The 18,997-nt window shown below is 65.0% G+C and carries 12 protein-coding genes; all 12 read right to left on the bottom strand.

The annotated features are described in order from the left end of the window. Positions 1-320: 320 nt before the first annotated feature. The 12 genes from ACPPVO_RS01735 to ACPPVO_RS01680 all read right to left on the bottom strand — a co-directional run bounded on the left by ACPPVO_RS01735 (position 321) and on the right by ACPPVO_RS01680 (position 18,947). Positions 321-1,010, bottom strand: coding sequence for a HEPN domain-containing protein (locus tag ACPPVO_RS01735; RefSeq protein WP_426509475.1), 690 nt, complete (start codon positions 1,008-1,010; stop codon positions 321-323). A gap of 2 nt (positions 1,011-1,012) precedes the next feature. After that, positions 1,013-2,161: a DUF262 domain-containing protein gene (locus tag ACPPVO_RS01730; protein ID WP_426509473.1), complete on the bottom strand. Its 1,149-nt coding sequence runs from the start codon at positions 2,159-2,161 to the stop codon at positions 1,013-1,015. 10 nt (positions 2,162-2,171) lie between these two features. Further along, entirely contained in the window at positions 2,172-2,543 is a 372-nt protein-coding gene (locus tag ACPPVO_RS01725) for a hypothetical protein (protein WP_426509472.1), read from the bottom strand. A 252-nt stretch (positions 2,544-2,795) separates the two neighbouring features. Further along, positions 2,796-2,960 carry a hypothetical protein gene (locus tag ACPPVO_RS01720; protein ID WP_426509470.1) on the bottom strand — a complete coding sequence of 55 codons (165 nt, stop codon included), beginning with the start codon at positions 2,958-2,960 and terminating at the stop codon, positions 2,796-2,798. Between the two features lie 207 nt (positions 2,961-3,167). After that, on the bottom strand, positions 3,168-3,461 hold the full coding sequence (locus ACPPVO_RS01715; RefSeq protein ID WP_426509469.1) for a hypothetical protein: 294 nt from the start codon (positions 3,459-3,461) through the stop codon (positions 3,168-3,170). Positions 3,462-3,487: 26 nt separating this feature from the next. After that, positions 3,488-5,581, bottom strand: a complete 2,094-nt coding sequence (locus tag ACPPVO_RS01710) for a DEAD/DEAH box helicase (RefSeq protein ID WP_426509467.1) — start codon at positions 5,579-5,581, stop codon at positions 3,488-3,490. Beyond that, positions 5,578-7,353, bottom strand: coding sequence for a DrmB family protein (gene drmB, locus ACPPVO_RS01705; RefSeq protein ID WP_426514499.1), 1,776 nt, complete (start codon positions 7,351-7,353; stop codon positions 5,578-5,580). Before drmB ends, ACPPVO_RS01710 begins: the two co-directional genes overlap by 4 nt. 62 nt (positions 7,354-7,415) lie before the next feature. Next, positions 7,416-10,556, bottom strand: coding sequence for a helicase-related protein (locus ACPPVO_RS01700; RefSeq protein WP_426509466.1), 3,141 nt, complete (start codon positions 10,554-10,556; stop codon positions 7,416-7,418). Beyond that, positions 10,556-12,055: an NERD domain-containing protein gene (locus tag ACPPVO_RS01695; RefSeq protein ID WP_426509464.1), complete on the bottom strand. Its 1,500-nt coding sequence runs from the start codon at positions 12,053-12,055 to the stop codon at positions 10,556-10,558. Before ACPPVO_RS01695 ends, ACPPVO_RS01700 begins: the two co-directional genes overlap by 1 nt. Next, positions 12,052-16,710: a DEAD/DEAH box helicase gene (locus ACPPVO_RS01690; protein WP_426509462.1), complete on the bottom strand. Its 4,659-nt coding sequence runs from the start codon at positions 16,708-16,710 to the stop codon at positions 12,052-12,054. The genes ACPPVO_RS01695 and ACPPVO_RS01690 overlap by 4 nt, the downstream gene beginning before the upstream one ends. Positions 16,711-17,469: 759 nt before the next feature. Continuing rightward, entirely contained in the window at positions 17,470-18,237 is a 768-nt protein-coding gene (locus ACPPVO_RS01685) for a DUF6339 family protein (protein ID WP_426509461.1), read from the bottom strand. Beyond that, complete coding sequence (locus ACPPVO_RS01680) at positions 18,237-18,947, bottom strand: hypothetical protein (RefSeq protein WP_426509460.1); 711 nt, start codon at positions 18,945-18,947, stop codon at positions 18,237-18,239. Before ACPPVO_RS01680 ends, ACPPVO_RS01685 begins: the two co-directional genes overlap by 1 nt. Between the last annotated feature and the right edge of the window lie 50 nt (positions 18,948-18,997).

Below are 18,997 nucleotides of genomic sequence, written 5' to 3'. Positions count from 1 at the left end.
CCTGTTCTTAGATCAAGCCGCTACGCGGTCGCCTACGGCGAACCTGGCTGGCCGGCGCCGCCCTGCTCCGCAGACGATGGCCGACGACATACGTGAGATTCAGCCCGTGTAGCAGCGCAAGCCCTTTCGGCCGCGGGAAGCCGCTTCGCCCGCACGCGGCGTCCCCGGCGCTGACGCGCCGGGGCCGTAAACGAACCGAGCGGCACGCCGCCGCAGCACACTGCGAGAGGCGCAGTAAGACGGACGCGACGAACAAACCTCGGTCGATCAGGTATTTATGTTTCGGATCCGCCCGGGAGCTTGAATCACACGAAATGCGCCTAGGCTGATCTTTGAATGACACGCTGATCCCATTTTCGCAGCTCGGGTGTAATCCGTCGAATGCGCCTTTCGATTTCCCAAGGCGGCGCGGTATTTCTGTGACGCGTAGCAGACGGCGTCCAGACTGTGATGCTTATCGTTTGCCCGGCTGGGCCAACCTGAATTGGGGGACTGATTCGGGGCTGCACCGGGCGGCCGTGAGCGATATCACCGCGATCGCCGCCGAATGAATCCATGTCGCCCATCCAGACTTCGTCAAAGTCGGGTTCTCGGAATCCCAGTGGAAGGAGGAGGGCCATAAGGTTTGATCGACGTATACCGTTGTTAGTATCGACCCGTCCTATGTACCATTTGACCGCCCGGGCAACCTCCTCGTGCCCTGACGCAAAGGCAAAGACGCCCCTCGGTAGATCGACCGCCTGTCGCCAATAGTGTCCATCGATCAACGACTTTAAGGCGGCCGTATGAAGGCCTTGCCGGGCAAACCGATGCACACTCTGGTTTACGCTACGCCGACACAAGTCTTCCACGTAATGCTCAATCGCCGCGTGAGCGGCTATAAGGTAGGCATCGCCACGCGTTAGATCGTTGTCACTCGGTTGCAGACGAATCGGATGAGAGTTGTAAAATGCTCTTAACCTGATCAAAGCGTTGTGCAGATCCGAATATGCGAAGAGACGACGTGTCATGGTTACGGCATCATGGAAGAAATGGAAGGCGAGAACGACTGGAGCGTTCCACCCCATATTCTGAGCCTTCCGTGAACAGCGCTTACAGACTTGGTAGTCGAGGTCAGATAGTCGGAGAAATCCTTTAACTCAACGCATAACCTTCTAAACTCTTCCTTAATCTCGTTTCCACGACCTGCGCAATCAACTCGCACCCGCTCGTGTTGGAAGTAGAATGCCATGATGTCGAGTACTGCACGATTCTTCCGGTTTTCGTAACCGCGACCTGTGGCCCGCTTGAAAGCGTCATTTCCGAAGATCTCAAAGGTGAACGAGATGGCACTGTCTAGACCGTCCGCGGCGGCGCGAACCTCGTCTGCCACAGCAGGCCATGAATCATTTCCGTGCTTGCAAAACTCGTCGAGAAATGCTTTGAGGTTGCCGCGATACGTGTCGAGCGCCAGTGACAAGGCGATGTGGCGGATGAGAATCTCGGCATCCCGCATCCGGAAGTCTGGCGCCTTGATCCCCATGAAATGACGGATTTCCGCACTGTCGCTTGATTTTTGGACAACATAGTCCATAAATGGCCCCGGATGGATCGCCCGACGCAACTCCTGGGGAGATAGTCCGACCACGTTCGAGTTCAAGCGCATGAAGGTCAAGTACAAGAGCGACTCATTCCGCCAACCACGAAGCACTACTGCTCGAATAGCTTGATTCTCTAGAACGGCAAGGTATGAATCGAGGTCCGGATCGTTCTTAAGATCGTCGTATGTTACGCCGTTGAGGTTCGTTAGAACGTTGAGCCCGGTTAGCTTAAGAGGCTGCGTATTGATGCCTGCAAAATGCTGCAATGCTCTCAGCCGTTGCTTCCCGTCAAGCACGATGAAGCGCCCGCGGGTACCCTGTCGCTCGGCTAACGTTATTTGCGGAATCGGGACGCCAAGGAGGAAGGATTCAATCAGTTGAGACTTTCGTGCTGCCGTCCATACATCGCGTCTCTGGAAGGCCGGCTCTAGATCGAAACGCTCGCGAGAAAGTTGATCAATGATTGTTGCGACCGTCCAGTCGGTTCCCCAGGTGACGGTTGAGTCAGGTCCGATGTCGATCGCAAGGTCGTCTTCGGACACGTCGGAGTAGAGGGGATCGGACTCCTGGGCTGCGGTCATAGCCGTTAACCTACGTGATCGAGCTGGCCGGATGGAACGCGTCGGCGCGGAGCTTGGCATCGACCGGAGGGTCATGCAGGATGAGTCGGGTTCGAGCCTCGTACCGCTCGTCCTCCGTGAACAGACTCTCGAACCAGGGCAGCAGCACAGCGAACTCGACGCTGCTTTCCAGACATCCAGGTTCGTACAGCCTCTGGAGGCCGTACGACGTATGCCTCGGATCAGCAAGCAGCCGTTTCGTGGCTCCGACGGCACCATGCGTCCGCACCATTGCTTGGAACTCGTTCGGCCGGTAGCCGAGCCGAGCGAGTCGTGGAATCCCACCCAATACATACTCAGCGACCCGCTGAGCCAGCCCTGCCAGCCTGGCCTCGTCGTCCATGCCCTGCCTCCGTTACCACCAGTCATCTTGGTGGTAACGACGTAGCTCGTCGCCGTGCTTGATGGTCTTGTGGGTCACAGGAACTGTCTGTCGAGAACCTCGCCAGTTGTCGATGACCGCCACAGAAACCCTTGCTGGCGCAAACGCGCCTCGGGTTGGCCTGGAGCAAAGGCAACCAGGCGGCCAGGCCGCACGATACCTCCGTGCAGAGCGGCCAGCTCTCGCCGGGCCGGCCCGGCGCCGATGGGCGGGTCAGTACTCGTCACCGACGTCCGGCTGCGGAAACCAGCTGTCGATCGGGACACGGCCAAGATAGGTGAAGCTGACGACATCGGTGCCGATCGGCGTGAAGAGCTCGCGAGCCTCGTTGATGTAGATGCCCCCGCCTGCCCTCTTGTACTTCGACCACCTGCGCACGACCTCGCCAGCGGACGCCAAGTAGTCCGACAGGTACTCGTCGCGCGTCCGCCCCGGTCGAATCTGCCGACGGCAATAGACGTCGTCACCGGAGGCCTTCAGGACATACTTGACGCCGACGCGAGGGCCCGCCCAGACGTCGCCCGGTGAAAGTTGATCGGGGGCGACGGAGGAGATCCTCGTCCCGTCAAAATCGAAATCGAGGAGCTAGTCGTAGCGCCCTGCGTACCAAGTGCCTCCTCCCGCCTTGACAAGCACGTGCCGCCACTCGTTGATGTAGAAGACGCCGGAGGGCGGCTCACCGTGTTCCCGTTTGACTTCGGTGACCATCTCGACGAGTCGCGGGTGCTGATCCGTCGTCAGAAGTGCTCGTTCCCGTCTGTCCACGATGTAGACCAGCCGGATCTGTCCGTCGGCGGTCACCCGGTACTTGGCGTCGGTCTTCGTAGAACTCGGTTCAATCCAGGGGTACGCCTGTCGCTGTTTTGCTACCACTGCCACCCTCAGTTCTGGTTCGGACAAGGAGGTTAGGGCTGACTCGGCCACGCGAAGCCGCCGGGCACGCGGGCAAGAAAACAGAGCTGTCCCCTGCTCGCGTAGTAAGCGTCGCCGGCTTGGTTCACGTGGAATTGCAGGCCGCTCTCACCTGTGCGGCGCCACGCGCTCAGCAGGCGCACGGCGTTGTCAACAAGATCGGCCGAGCCGTCTGATGGTTCGACTGCTGCCCACTCCCGGCTGCCGGCGACCCGTCGCTCGATGACGCCGCCCGATTTTTGTCTGACGTGATAACTGCCCCCTTGACGGTCGTTCGGACCGTGATAGGGAGCTCCGGCCTCGGGCTCGTCGGCGGGTGCAACAGGCGGAGTCTTGACTTCCGCCTCCGTCATGGGCTTGAACGGCTCGTCCAGTTTTCCGACCAGCCAGGCCCGCAAGTTGCCGCCGCCGACGTCAGGAACCACGACGAGTCGGTGGCGACTCGAGACGCGGAAGCGTCCGCCGCCGTCCTTGATCAGGCCAACCCGTTGAGCGATGTCCTGCGGGTTGGTTACGAGCTCGCCCGTGACCGTCGTGACAGAACCTCGGGAATCAAGGCGCCACTCCGACGGTGGCAGATCAGGTGTCCACGGCACGGGTTCCGGGGGCACGCTGCGGCCGAGGCTATCCCAGAATTGGTCCTCGGTAGGCCTCGGCGTCCTCGGTGGTCCTTCGCGGTCTTCAGGCTCCGTGGCGCCGGCCCGCCACAGGCGATACCGGTTGACGGCCTCGCCGGTCAGGTCGGACCAGTTCTCCTTGGCGTAGATGGCCTCGTCGACGGTGGCATGGACGTAGACGATGTGCATCTCGGCGTTCTTGGTACCCCCGTCGAACCGCCGTCGTAGGACCCGGCCAAGGGCCTGCACCCGCTGTCTGACGCTGGACGAGGAGGCCACGGAGATGCCCACGTCGGCGTCGGGCACGTCGATGCCCTCGATCAGCGACTTGACGCTGACAAGGACCGGTGTTGCACCGTGGGCGAAGCGTGCGAGTGCCTCCCGGCGGTTGGCCTCGGGCATACCCGAGTGCTCGAGACCGACAGGGAATCCCAGACCGGCTTCGGTCAACCGGCGATGCAGCTCGACTGCCTCGTCGATGCGTTCGTGGAACAACAAGGCGCGAGGTGGCTCCGCCCGCTGGGCAAGACCGCTCAATACCTTCGTCACCACTTGTGCGCGCTCGGTCGCGCGATACAACAGGTCCTTCCGCTGTGCCACCATGCCCACGTAGGTACGGGCCAGCGCACCCACGTCGCCGTGCCGTCCGGTCGCCTGACGTGTCAGGGAGCTGGGCACGCCCAGGTCGTCCAGACGGTCCGCGAGGTCGTCGATGCGTCTCGTCAGTTGTTCATAGCGGCGCCGCTCCTCTGGTGTCAGCTCTACCGCGTGGTGATGCACCGTGTAGTCCGGGAGCCAGCCGACCTCTCGAGCGGCCCGGAGGTCGAAGCGATACACCAAGGGGCCGAGCTTCTCCCCGAGAACGTGGTCGTCGTACTGGATCGGGAGTCCGTCCTCGTCGACGTCGTCACGCTCAGCCGTCGCGCTGAGACCCAGCCGGAAGCGCCCCGTCGTGTCCAGCACACGGCGGAAGCGAGGCGCTCCTGCCCGGTGGCACTCGTCGACGATGAGCATCACCGGCGCCCCGGCAGCGGTCGCGAGCTCGGGGAGCCGTTCCGCGCCTGTGTTGAGAACGCTGATCAAGAACGTTTTGGATCGCAGGTCGTCCTTGTGATCGCCGTCGAGGCGTCCCACGTCCTGCGGGTCCAGCCCGGTGTGGCGCAGCACCACGTCGCGCCATTGGCGGGCGAGTGCAAGCGTCGGCACCACGATGGCGACACGAAGGTTCGGGTCGACCAGGGCTGCCCGACGGATGCACTCGAGCGCAATGAGCGACTTTCCTCCGCCTGTGAAGATCTCCAGCGTGCCGCGGTAAGAGGATTCATGCCGGTGCGCTCCGACCCACGTGTTGACAGCCTCGATCTGCCACGATGCCAGCTCTACGTGCCGAGGATCAGCCAGGCGGTCGGCCAACCCGTCGGCCCTTCCGTCTCGGCGATCGCCGGGCGGATGTTCGTCCGGCACGGTCATATCTGCTCCGCCGAAGCAGTTCGGAGAGCATTGACGATATCGCCGAAGAAGCCGGGGGTCGTACCGTCACCGACCACCAGGACACGGTCGAGCAGTACGTTCGAACGTTCGCAGGAGGTCTCAGCGACCAGGCAGCAGCCGTGGCAGGCGGCGAGGTTCAAGCTGCCCAGTCCCTGCCCCGGGCTTTCTCGACACACCGGGTCGGCTGAGCACCATGCTGCCTCTTCGAGTGCTGACAGCAGCGTCTGGGCAAGCCGGGGTGGTTCGCCCTGCCGCACAAGCCCGCCGAGGGTCCCTTCCGCATCGCCGGCTGCGGTGTAGATCAGGAAGCCGGCTTGTGTGCTCGGACCGGCAGAGGAGTAGACGCGCTCACGGAGAGATGCGGCCGAATAGCCGCAGGCGAAGGCCAATCGCCGGATCAGCAGGTGTGCGAGGGTGTGCAACAGGACGGACCTGGGCGACACCTCGGCGAATCGTGATCCGATGTGGCTGTCGCGCCGGCGTCGCTCCAGGATCTTGGCGCGGGCCATGACGGCGTCGTTCCGTTCCCAGGAGGACAGCCGCTGTTCGTCGAGGGAAAGGAAGATCCCTTCCCCGAACGACTCGATCGCCGGGAGCCAGCGCTCGCGACCGCGACGACCGAGGTCAACAGGAACCAAGTCCGCGGCGAGGTCGTACCGGCGGTACCCGTGCAGGACGCGGACCTCCCGTAAGCGGTGGACCAGCACGACGTCCCGCACCTTCTCGGCAAGCAATCTATGCACGTCGCTGCCGTCATCGGTGACGAGCTCGGTGGAGGACACGACGAAGTTCGGGGTCCCGGTCGCCTCTCCCGAAACGGCTGTGGCCTGCATGAAGGCCTGCCATTCATCGTTCAGCAATCCTGGACCGACCTGGCGAGCTTCCGCCGTGGAGTCCGCACCACCGCTGTCGCCGGCGCCCCCGCGAGCAACCCGCAGCACGAGGTCCTCGGTGACGCCCAGATCCTCTGCGATCAGGCCGATCAGCACCGAGGCACGCGGCCCGTCGGGGCCGGTACGGACATCGTCGAAGTTGCGGTGCTGCCGGATTTCGGCCTCGACGTTGCGGGCTGGAACGGATGGTTCGGGAATGTCCAGCGCGGTGGTCGTCTCCGGGAGCGTGACGTTGGTAGCTCCGCGCTGCAGGACCTCGAGCCGTTCGTCGCACGAGAAGCTGCCCCGTTGCCATGGTTGCGTGCCGGAGCAGCGGACGTCGATTCGCTTCAGAGAGTCCCTGCTCGGCAGGTCACCGAGGTGCCGCGACGCCCAGCAGGTCATACAGTGCACGACAAGGCTGGACAGCCCTTCGGATCCGCCGCTCCTCGTGTCGAAACGCAGCTCATGCTTGCGGCAGCGCCGCTGGTCGTCGGTTTCCGCCTGCGAGTGCGCCCACCGGCCCCACGGAACATCCATGACGTGTCCACGTTGCGCGCACACCGCGATGAACCGCATCGGCACCATGTGCCCGCCGCAATGTGCGCATTTCGGCGCCTCACCGTTCTCCTCGTGGCCCACGGCGAAGCGCATGCGCCGGCACTCCTGACAGAAGATCCAACGCGGGAATCGCTGATAGGGAATTCCGGGCGTGTGCTTGGAAGGGTAGGAAGGAACGCTCGGCGGCGAGCGCAGCTCCTTCACGCCCAGGGCCTGCTCGAGCCGCTGCGACTCGACCCTCCTGGTCTTGTCGAAGGGCCATTCGCTGATGTCGACGCCCATGAGAGATTCTCCCAGGACGTCGAAGACCGCGCCCACTCCGAACGGGGAGACCACTTGGCTGAGTCTGACGGTCCTCAGGTTGGACCTGCCCCGCTTCCTCACAACGCCTCCCCTACGGCCACCACGCGGACCTGCCGGTCGACCGAACGCATCGAGTGCATCAGTTCCCACCCGTCCCGCTGCTCTCCGAAATCCTTGAGCAGTGCCGGGCCGTCCTTCGAGTCGTACTTGAGCCGCTCGCCGTGCGACTCGGCCAGCCGGCTGCGGTGCTCCCAGTCGTCGACAAGTCGTCGCAACTCCGCCTCGACCTGCTTCGCTTCGTCGGGGTCGGCCTTGTGTGCGACCGCGCAGAGCTTCGCCACGGCCGCCTTCACGAGCGGATCGTCAGCGTGGAAGTCGCCGGCCTCGTCGTTGCCGCGTAGGGCTACACCGTGCCTGACGAGAAGCACCAGCGCAGCAGGAAGCGACCTGTTGCGCGATGCGAGCGACCAGGGAGTGACGCTCGTCGGTTCGACGTGACGGTAGAGCGCCTGGTGAAATGCACGGAACGCTTCGTAGTGGGAACGGTCGCGAGGCTTACTCGCCCGCAGCAGCGTCACCACCAGTCCGGGCACGTTCTTTCGCCCGACTCGACTGGTCGCCTGAATGTACTCGGACGTTGTCTTGGGCTGCCCGTTCATCAGCATCAGCCCGAGCCGGCTGATGTCGATGCCGACGGACAGCATGTTGGTCGTCGCGACGAGGTCGACGGCGTCAGCGTGTTGAACCGGCCGTTCGAGCCGCTCGATGAGCTTGGGCAGCTGATTGGCCGGCACGTTGCTCGTGAGTTCGACGACTCCGCCGCGACGGAGGCTCCGCGACGGACGGTCCCCGCTGTCCCTGGCGCGAAGCATGCTCTCGACGTCGTCCCGGGCGATCGTGACGGTGCGACCGAGTTCTCGCAGGCTGTTGTGGTACGCCACAACGGTCCAGTAGGCGTCCAGTGCGCCATCCTCCAGACCCAGATACCGCGGCCCTTGAAGGAGGGCGACGCAAGTCAGGACGGTGGCGAAGGCTTGTGTGTGTGCTTGGGGCATGAGACCGACGTAGAGCCTGCCCGGGGCGTCCTCATCAGTCTCGGCGAAGAAACTGTTGTCGGCGGCAAGACCGCTCGGCGGGAAGAGCGCCACCTCTGAGCCGAAGAGGCCACGCACCTGATCATCGGCCGCCCGGATCGTGGCGGTGGACGCCACGATCTTGGGACGGGGGCCGTGCCATCCGATCAAGCTCTGTACGGCCGACTCGTACAGCGCCACAGTGGTGCCCAATGGACCGGAAAGCAAGTGCAGTTCGTCCTGGATCACCAGACTGGGCGGGTCGTAGGGCACACCGCCGAGGCCGAACAGCGATCCAGCGTCCTTCACCCACGGAAGCCGCGCCAGTTTGTCCACCGTCGCGACGAGCAGCGTCGGGGGATCCTGGAACATCTGCTCGTCGACGACGCTCACGGGCAGCAGGGCGTGGAAAGGGCACTCGTCGTGCGGGCAGAACAGCTCGAAAGTGTGCTTGGTCGCCCGCACCCCGTATGCACCGGCGTCGTGCTGCTTGGTGCGCGGCAGGAGTGGCGTGCCGCACCAAGGACATGCCTGGATCTGGAACGGGCTCTCCGGGTCCTGAGCCTTCCTGAGCTCCGTCGTGAGCTCGTGGGCGTCCTGGAAGTTGTTGGGCGTGGTCTCGCCCCCGACCCACAGGCCGATACTGAACGCCGGGGTGTCCCGAAGTTCCGTCCTCTTCTCACGCAACTGCTCCAAGGCACAGATCAACGTCGCGGCCCGCTGGAACTGCTGGGCGGTGAGCAGCCGCAGGGTGTACCGCGTGAGGACCGCGGTGCCGCCGCCTCGGGTTCCGCGGTACAAGCGGCGTCGGATCATCTCGAAAGCGGCGAGGCCGAGATACGCCTCGGTCTTGCCCCCACCGGTGGGGAACCAGATCAAGTCGACCGTTTCCCGGTCGTGATGCGTGTCCAAGGCCGTGGACGCGAGGGACAACAGCTGGAACCCGAGCTGGAACGGGTGCCAGGCAGGTTCGTCGACCGCATGCGGTCGTGTCGTCAGCGGAGTGCCCCGGATGCCCGGCGACTTCCGCACGTGGCTGCTCTGCAGCATCTGCTCGCGCATGGCGGCGTTGGCGAGCCTGAAGGCGAGCAACGGACGTGCGTCCTTCGGGTCGCCGAGCAGTTCGATGCCCTCCCTCATTCGGTCGGCCGCGCACCGCATCCGTTTCAGCAAGCGCTCGGCGGCGGCTTGGAGTCGCTCCTCGAAGCCCTTGGCCTCCGTCTCGCGTTTGCCGATCCACTCCTCGTAGGCGAGGACGAACTTGCCGAGTTCGGCGCAGAGCCGTTCGGCCGGCAAGGTCTCATCGGCCAGACGCGCCAGTCTGAGAATCGGGAGGTCCAGACCCTTGGCCCTGACGCCGGGGACAACGGTCGTGGGGAGCATGTCCGTCGACACGGCGACGACTGCACCGTCGGGCCCGGATTCCCAACTCACGGAGCACCCGTGCCCGACGCCGTACGCACGCCGATCGCGATAGAGCAGGCGGAGTTCCTCGTCCTCTTCGTGGGCACTGAGCTCCTCGCTCGTGGGATACGGCAGCACACTCCCCCCGACGGCCTCACACCGGACGCCGACCTGGAACAAGCAGCGATCAGTGGCCGGTGGAGCGTCCGCCTCGTCCTGTTCCGCGAGATTCTCCAGCGCCACGGTCACAAGCCATCGGTCACCAACTGGTCGCCACACCGACACGAGTCGGGCACGATCGCCCAGGACGCTCTGTCGCTTCACCTGCTGCAGACCTTCGCCGGCTGAGAACGTGACCGGAGCCTGCACCAGCTGTCGGCGTCGCCAGCGGTCCGTGCGGGACTTGCCGCCTGGGGTTCCTTCCGGTTCGTAGACCGCTGCTGTGACCGTGCATTCCAAGGCGACGGCGTCGTGCAGGAACGACACGCCTGCGGAGGCAGGGTGCCAAGCGTTGGCGAGCTCGACGGGCTCATCCAGGTCGTCGTCGTGCGCGTCGTCGCCCAGAACGCTGCCGTCGAGCCGCTCTGCGGAACGACCGCGGGGATAGAGGGTGCCGACGAGGTAGACGCGGTCGGGCCGGCCTTGGACGATCTCGTCAGTGCCGCCCACGGGCCCGAGGTACTGCTCCCGGAGGTACTGCACGAGGTCTTTTCGGGTGGCAACCAGGTCGTGGTCCTGCATCAGTTCGCTCCTCCTGGGGTCGGCCCCTCTGCGATCTGTCGCCAAGCGCGGTCCGAGACCGCCAGCCAGAGGCTGATCCGTGGCCGGGTCATCGCCACGTACAGCCGTGCCCTGGCCACGGGCTCGTGAACGTCGTCCACGTCCACTACGCAGACGTGAGCGGCTTCCAGTCCCTTGATCTCGGCGGCGGTGACCAGACGAGCGGCATTCGTGACAGGTTCGACGCTTCCCCTCGAGGCCACGAGTCGCCCGTCCCGATAAGTCTTGGTGGCCGTCGCGGTGCTCTCGGAAACGTTGTCGCGCATGGTCACGACGACGACGTCGGCCAGGTCGACCTCATCTCTCCGCAGCCGCTTCAGCTGCGCGTCGAGCAGAAGGGCGGCTGCGCTCCTGTCCGGGTAACGCTTGTACTCCACCGGCGGCCCCTCGCCCGCGCGGGCGACCCCGAGGTCCGCGGCGGTCACCATCTGCGTCTGGTGGACGACGGTCGCGGTGTTCCGGCAGTTGAACGGCAGTTCGATCACCGACGAGAGTGCCGCCAACTCGTCGAAGCATCCGCGGTCGAAAACCCCGTCGACGTTCGCCTGGTTGTTGGGATCGCAGAAGACACGCCATCGTCCTTCGGACCAGCCGCCGACCACCAGTTCGTCCAGTTGCAACAGGGACTCGACGTTGAGCACGTCCTGCGCCTCGTCGACGACGAGCACGTCCACCGGCTTGCTGCCGAGTGCCGCGTCGAACGGCACGCATCTGACGTCCGTGCCGCCGAGCCGGCCCCTCAGCATCCGTGCGAGCGGCTCGGAGCGACAGGTGAGCATGACACGATGCCCCTGCCGCGCGGCCCGACGGGCTGTTTCAGCCGCCAACATGGTCTTGCCCGAACCCGCTCCGCCGATGCACAGGATCCTCGGGTTGCGCTCGGCGCCCAACAACAGGTCGTACTGGCGATCGGCCAACCTGACGTACTCGTCCTCAAGGCCGACGACGCTGCCTCGGAACGTCGGGACGTGGTCGAAATCAGGCCGGAGCACCCGCAGCAGGTCTCGGTACGCTCCTCCTCGGACAGTTCGACCGAGCCTGTTCCTCCAGAATCGGTGCGCGCTCTCGAGCGCCTTTTCCATGCCTGTCACGCTCATCGAGCGGACGCCGGCGTGCTGCTGGGGCTCCCACTCGAGATCGTCCCCGAGCTCCTGATCGGGCGTCACGACGAGGTACCCGAAGGCGACGTCCAGTCCGGGCAGTCGGTCCTCGGTCACGGTCCACATCCCGCCGTGGCGTCCCAACCGGCCTCCCTTGACCTCGACGACCAAGACCGCGTCGTCCCACACGATCAGGAAGTCGATCTCGGACATCCGCTTGTACTCATGCTCAGGCAGATGCACCGAGTAGAGGCACGTGACCGGCTTCGACAACTCGGCCTCGGCGAGCAGCTTGGCGACGCGAAGCTCGGCGGTGCTGGCGATGCCGCCGAGCCGGGCGAGCTCAGGAATCAGTCTCACCTGAGACGGCTCCCTTGCCGCTCCCAGAGGTAGTCGAACTTCTGGTAGGCCAGCTGTTCACCGAACTGGCCGAACGTGTCCTCGACATTGACGATCAAGCACTCTTCCTTGCCACCGTTCTTCGGACCTCGCAAACCTCGACCGACCATCTGCAAGTAGGAATTCGGGCTGAAGGTCGGCCGGGCGATGTACAGGGCCCGTACGCTCGGCGCGTCAAAGCCTTGCGTGAGCACGTTGCAGTTGGTCAGGACTCTGATGTCTCGTGCGCGGAACGCCTCGATGCTGCGACGTCGCTCGTGGATTCGCGTCGCTCCGCTTACGGCTGCCGCCGTGATACCGCCCACCCGGAGCAGTGCGGCGAGCAGCTGCGCTGACAGCACGGACGAAGTAAAGACGAGGACGGGCCAGTCGTCGGGCAACGAGGCAATGTCCTCCAGCAATCGCAATGTCCGGTCTTCGTCCCTGCCGAGCCGGTCCAATGCGCCCTGCGGCAGCAGGCCCGTCTTGCGTGCGTACTCCTGCTCGTGTCCATCGAGTTCCACGTTCGCGCCGTCCAGGACACGGTGCTCCACTCGCGAGAGGACACCTTGGGCTTGAAGGACGCCGTACGGATCGTCTCCCAGTTCGTCCAAAAGGTTGCGGTCGAAGCGCACTGCCAGTCGTTCGTTCGCCTCCTTACCGGTGCCCTTGAACGGCGTGGCCGTCAGGCCGAGCAGCGGACGAGAGGTCTTGCGCGAGTCCAGCCCGAGCCATCGCAGGATGGCCGTGTACTCCTTGCCTGTCGCCTCGTGGGCCTCGTCGATGACCACCACGGACGGGTCGCTCAACCAGTCGTAATCGTCGCTCTTCCGGCAGACGTCGAGCTTGGCGTCCGTGGCGACCACCACCATGACCTCGTCGTCGCTGGAGGCGACCTCGTTGCGGCTCCAGAGCCGGCACAGCCTGAGCGGTCTGCGGTCGCCGAATTGTCTCCAGATCGCGCTCCACGTCTGGACCGCTTGCTCGCAGAGTTCCTCACGCTGCGCGATCCACAACAATGGACCCGTCAAGCCGTCCTCCACGAAAGCCTGGACCAACGCCTGTACGGTGACGCGGGTCTTCCCAGCTCCCGTCGGCAGGAAAAGCAGCGCACGGTCCGGGTGTCTGATGAGATCCCGGATGTCTTCGGCCAGTTTCTCCTGGTAGTCGTGCAACGGCTTCAGGTCGGGAGGTCCGGGAACGGTGAGGTCTGCTTCGAGCTGCTGCCCTCGCTCCCCGGCGTATTCGGTGGGAAAGCCCAGTTGCCTGACGAATCCGACTGCGGGAGGCGAGCCTGCCCACTGCGTGGGCACGGGCAACCCGACCTGCTCAAGTTCGCGGCGAAGCTCACGCAGGACCTCGTATCCGTGCACGTGGAGCATGAGCTCCGCCAATTGGTAGTCGCCTCCGTCCTGCCCGACGCGTCGAACGGCCTGGAGCAGGCCGGCGGGCAGCTTCGATTCCAGCGTGCGGCCGTCGGCGAGTGTCAGGAGCTTCTTGGCCAGGTTGCGCTCGACTCGGCACGCCGCCATGCGTGACTTGACCTGCTCGTCCTGCGCATCGCTGAGGATGCGTGAGACAGTGGGGGTGGAGAGCTGCAGCTCGAATTCCTTCGCGAGCCGCACCAGCAGCTCTTCGTCCTCGAGACTCGCCAGGTAATAGACGGCGTTCCCGTCTTGCGCGAGATCGACGGGCTCACGATCGATGCCGCCCGCCGCGGTTACCTCCCTCGCCAAGCCTTGGCACTCGACGAGTTCGAGCCCGTCCAGTCGCCCACCGGCGAGAGGGCGCAGACCGCGGAACCGGTCGAGCAGGATCACCGGCTCCCCCGGCGTCTCCGGAACGATCTCTACCCTGAGCTGTGTGGAAGCGTCGCGACAATCCCAGTTGTCGATGAGCAGTTGCGCGGCCACGTGGTCGGCCACGGCGACGTACGGCAATCGCCGTCCCGACAACGCGCGGAGTTGCTCCTCCGTACTTACGAGGAGCACCTCTTCCGGCGGTGCCAACACCTCTGACGTTCCGGACATTGCAGGTACCCGCGCGGGTGTCTCATCGGGAAGGCAACGTGCGGCTGCCACCAGGAGTCGTCCGAGCCGCCACGCGTCAGCGTTCGCAGGTTCGCGAGTCATGAACTCACGCCAGACGCTGGCCGGCACCTCATCAAGGCTCTTCGGCAGCGGAAGCTTCTCGGTCGAGGGCCACTGCGCGACGGGAAGCAGTGAAGAGTACTCCGCGAGTGCTCTACCCACCGTCTCCTGCGCCGGACGTGGCCCCCAATCCGTGGCGAACAGGCCGTACGTGCTCGCGGCCCACAGGTGAGGCGCCTGTACCTCTCGGACGGCCGGGAACATGCGACGGTTGCGATGTCCGAGTGAAATGCGCTCCGGTGCCGCTACCTCGAGAAGTTCACGCGTCCATGCCTGCTGCGACGCCTGATCGTGGACGTCCGCGAAGCGCCGGAGCAGATGCAGGGGCCCGACGGCGTCCGTTCCGTCGAATTCGACCAGTCCAGGGTCGGGACGGGCCAGCGACTGCACGCCACGCATGTACAGGTCTCGCTGGATGCGCAGGTACTCCAGGTACGTGGAGTCGTGCAGCGCTGCGCGGGTAACGATCGGCCGTGCATCCACGCCGACGGCGCGAAGCAGGGCGGTGTGCAGGTCGTGAAATTCGGTGTCCACCGTACGCGAGGCGCTACGAGGCTCGACGACGCCCGCGATGACGACCTCTCCCACCGTCTGCCAGGACTTGTCCAGGCAACGGACACAGAGGCGCCCACCAAGGGCGACATGCTCCTCCAACAAGTTCTGCGCCTGGCCCGCAGGCACCTCCTCCACGAGCTCCCAGAACGCGGTCCATTCGTGGTCGCCCCACTTTCGTTCCGCCTTCTGCAGAAGCTTTTTCAGCTCCAACACCGGGTCGACGTCCTGAAACCCGAGGTTGCGCAGGGCGTCCTCGATGCCTGGCATAGTCAGGAACGACGAGCGGACCAGGCTGAGGCCGGCGGTGGAGCTCAAGACGTCGCCGCGCAGGAACACGTCACCGGTCTGGTCGAGTCGGTGGAGCTGACCCGATCTGTCCGGCAGGGCCCGGGCGGCTCGCATGTCACGCCGGGTCAGATCGTCGCGAACGGTTGCCAGGATCTGCAGTGCTGCTCTGCATTGCTCGTCCGTACCGGCGGGCACGACCATTTCGAGCCACCCCGCGGCGCCGACTTCGGACTCGGAAGCCTTGAGGTTGTCCTCGACCCTCACGAGCGAACGTAGGCGTGCTCGACGCGTGGGAGTGCTGTAGCAGGACCGATGCGGTGCGCCGACCGGCCGGCCGGGGGCCTCCTGCCATGCACGATACGTGTCCGGCTCGAGACGCAGGTCGAAGTGCGGCACACGCAGACTTCTCGGCGACTGCAGCTGCCCGTCGACGTCCGGGACGCACCGTGTCTTGGCAGCAAGGCGCGGTACTCGATCCGTCAGGTACTTATCGGCGTCGTTGTGGGCTTCCCGTCCTCGCGCGGGAAGGTAGTCGAAGTGCCTGGCCGGGTCCTCGGGCGTCGCCAGGGTGGTCACCCCAGCAACGATCAACTCTGCGGCAACCTCGCAGAGTTCGTCGTTGAAGACGCCGGTGAGCAGATTCGTGCGGTCGTCGTTGATCCTCCACGGCGCGTTCAGGATGCCTCGGGCGGAAGTCTCATCCGCCAGCGGGAAGTAGGCCCAGAAGCGTCCGAGCTGTTGGGAGTCGGCCAACGGAACGGCGTACGAAACGCGGATCTCCTCGCGTCGGATCGCCTCGCCGACCTCGGCCAGCGCCTCTTGCGAGGGACGGTGGGTCCGGTGCCACACGCGCCAGTCGGCGTGCTGATCGGTCTCGCCCTCCAAACGCAGGTCGCCTGACGGCAACTGCACGCATTTGTGCTCGATCTGGAACCGCACGTCGACATCTCCGTCGATCGTCAGACGAAGGGCCGACACGTTCGGGACGAACAGCAGCAACTCACGTGGGAATTCGCGCATCTCCCGCTTGAGCCGCAAGTGGTCGTTCGACAGCGGGAGACGGACTACGGTCTGTGCCCAGGACGCAAGGTCCCGCAGGACGCCATCCGCCTCCATCTCACGGTCGACGTCGACGAGCGACGGAAGGCGTAGCACGGGAAACCGCCGCGTGTGTGGCGCGATGGCAAGGAGGTCACGCCGCTGTCGGTCGCTGTCGAAGTCGAAGCAAACCGAACGACTGAAGACTGCCGGGTGCTGGCTGACCCCGAGGACCGATTTGAATCCCAAACCGAACCGGCCGATCTCCTCGCCGCGCTTCGCGCTCAGGAAGGCGTGACACACAGCCTCCAGGCCGGCCTGCGTGAATGGCTCACCTTCGTTGGCGCAGTACAGCGTGTCGTCGGTAAGTCGCAGCTCAACGCGTCCTTGGACACCACTACGATGCAGGGCGTCGGCGGCGTTCTGGACCAGCTCCAGCAGCTGACGCTCGGCGTACCCGCCGGTTCGATAGCTGTCCTCCTGGTTCGCGTGTTCCGCGATCAACAGGGGATTGGCCCGGTACGCCTCAAGCGCCCGACGACGATGGTCGTCGAGCCACTGCAGCAATGCCGGATCGAACTGTCCCCACTTCGGGTCACTGGTCATCGCCGCCCCCTTTGAAGCTGGGCAGCTCGTGTCCGATCCACGGTCCCACGCGACTCCTCAGCGAGTCGCCCCTGCGTCTCTGCGCCGTCCACAGCCATGATGGTAGGTCTTCCAGTATTTTCCAGCAATCCCCAGTTTTGGTCATCGATTGGGGACATAAGCCTATCTATCGCCGGGTTGGGAAGCAGGTGGCCCAAAGGATCGCGAGTTCGTCTCCCGGCTCGACATCGACGGCGAACGGCCGAGGCCGCCTCGTCCGGAAGTGGCCGGATTCCGGGATTGGGCGTCTGCCTGTCCGCGACGTTCATCGCATCGTGAGCCGACAAGGTACTGCGCTCGGAACGCGCACCTGAAGTAGGCAGTGGGAACCGAGTCGCGCCCTGCTGGATCCCCTGCTGTGGCGGCTCGCCGACCCGCGAGCGCCGACCACCGCGTAATGCAGTCAATGGTGAAACATCGAGGGAGTGGCCGCGTCACCGCTTACGACGACAGCGAACGGCTCCGCGCCGAGCTACTCCGGCCGAAAGTGATTGTCGGGCCCGGAACCGGTCGGCCCGACACACGAGTACGAAATGAGACATTCGGATGAGTTTCACCGGGTCGGATATCCGCGGCCACGAACGAGAGGCCGTTGACGACCGAGTCCACCCAACAGCTCGGCATCATCTGTGCGGCGCTGGAGCGCGTCGCCGACGAGCTCGGCATGCGGTTATCGTTCGGGGCCGGTTTGCCGAGCCGCCGTTGCGCCATGACGGCTCTCTATCGCCCGAGCGCCTCGACCGATTCGGTGATCACGAAGGCCAGCTCGGCCTCAAGCTGATCATCCTGCAGGGCGTCGAACGCGATGAACGGCGCCAACCGGAGAAGCCGTTTGAGGAAGTCCCTCAACAGCTCACGGTCCGTCGTATCGTCGGCGGTCGACTTCTTCCACGCACGCACGATCGCCTTGACAAGCGTCGGGCTCGCGCCGAGCGCCGCTCGCCGAGCCAGGATCTGGTCGAATGCCGCCTCGCCGACACTGTCGAACAGGCCATACGGATCGGCACCGGGGACATCCTCGTACAACAGGTACGCCCGCCACCACAGCCGCGCGAACACATGCCGGGTCAGGTCAGTCCGGAGCACGCGGTCGCTGTCGAACGTCGCATCCGGCCGACGAAATCGCCAATACGCGACGTCCGGTGCGAGGACCAGCGAAGTGAACGCCCAGATATCGCCGACAGCCGCCTCGACCGGCAGAATTCCCATGAGCCGGTGCAGCATGGGTCCAATCTGGGCATCGAACGCCATGCGGTCGGCGGCAGAGGGCGGCTCCGGGAATCCCGCAGCCCGCGCGGCCGCCGTCAGCTCCTCACGCAGGCCCGACAGGACCTGGCGTTCGACGCGATCACCGCCGGTCGCGGCATACACGGTCGCGACGTGATCCAGCGCGTGGTGACCGGTCAGCTCGTTCGTGGGCACGTTGACCAGCTCGCTGTGCAGCCTCTGCGCCTTCGCCGGAAGCAGGCGTGGATAGAGATAGCCCATCACGGCTCCCGGAAGATGCCGACCGCGGCCTGGATCTGCGTCGTCAGGAGGTGCGGTGAGTGGTCACGGAGGTGACGAAGGTCGGCCGTCGACCGGCCCGGAAACAGGCGTCGCAGGAGATTCTGCAGCGTCTGACCGAGCGTGTCATCGTCGAAGCCCGCGTCGTCGACCAGGTCGTCGTTGTGCAACGCGGCCTCGACCATCGTCCGGGCTACGTCGGCGTAGACGGCGGACAGGATGAGGCGGTCGGCCGGGCGCGGCGCCGCCGCGTTCTGGAACGCGCAGACGACTGCCGTGCTGCGCTCGTTGACGTAGAGCAGCACGGCACCCATCGTCGCCGCCTCCAACTGCGAGCTGACGTCGAGATGCCAGGCCGCCGCGTCGGGCAGCGGCGTTTGCGTGAAGTCGATGACGGCGATCGGGAACTGCGGCGCGTCGCCCTGCAAACGCACGCGGCACTCGTCCGACCAGAGCATCGAGCCCGGCCGGCTGGGAGCGAGGGGCTGCCGCGCGGTTCCGGGGTCGACCAGCGTCAGCACCGTGCGCAACACCAGGGTCCCGCCCAGCCGCTCGCCAGGCAGCAGCAGGTCAAGGTCGCCCCGGTAACGGCCCCCGGAGGGCAGCGGCACCCGAACGGCGGGCTCTCGAAGGCTTGACCCGGACGACGCCCAGATCACCGCGAGCGATAGCTGAGCGTCCGCCGAGAGCATTGTCGCTCGTAGGATCGCCTCGAGGTCGATGTCGACCGTGCGCCGCAACG

Source organism: Dactylosporangium sp. McL0621 (assembly GCF_049995355.1).
Classification (GTDB): Bacteria; Actinomycetota; Actinomycetes; order Mycobacteriales; family Micromonosporaceae; genus Dactylosporangium.
This window is presented reverse-complemented; position numbering and strand designations above follow the sequence as displayed.

Excerpts from the sequence above, each read along its gene's own strand:
- ACPPVO_RS01735 (WP_426509475.1), bottom strand. The coding sequence starts at position 1,010 with ATGACACGTCGTCTCTTCGCATATTCGGATCTGCACAACGCTTTGATC.
- ACPPVO_RS01730 (WP_426509473.1), bottom strand. The coding sequence starts at position 2,161 with ATGACCGCAGCCCAGGAGTCCGATCCCCTCTACTCCGACGTGTCCGAA.
- ACPPVO_RS01725 (WP_426509472.1), bottom strand. The coding sequence starts at position 2,543 with ATGGACGACGAGGCCAGGCTGGCAGGGCTGGCTCAGCGGGTCGCTGAG.
- ACPPVO_RS01710 (WP_426509467.1), bottom strand. The coding sequence starts at position 5,581 with ATGACCGTGCCGGACGAACATCCGCCCGGCGATCGCCGAGACGGAAGG.
- ACPPVO_RS01700 (WP_426509466.1), bottom strand. The coding sequence starts at position 10,556 with ATGCAGGACCACGACCTGGTTGCCACCCGAAAAGACCTCGTGCAGTAC.
- ACPPVO_RS01690 (WP_426509462.1), bottom strand. The coding sequence starts at position 16,710 with ATGACCAGTGACCCGAAGTGGGGACAGTTCGATCCGGCATTGCTGCAG.
- ACPPVO_RS01685 (WP_426509461.1), bottom strand. The coding sequence starts at position 18,237 with ATGGGCTATCTCTATCCACGCCTGCTTCCGGCGAAGGCGCAGAGGCTG.
- ACPPVO_RS01680 (WP_426509460.1), bottom strand. The coding sequence starts at position 18,947 with ATGCTCTCGGCGGACGCTCAGCTATCGCTCGCGGTGATCTGGGCGTCG.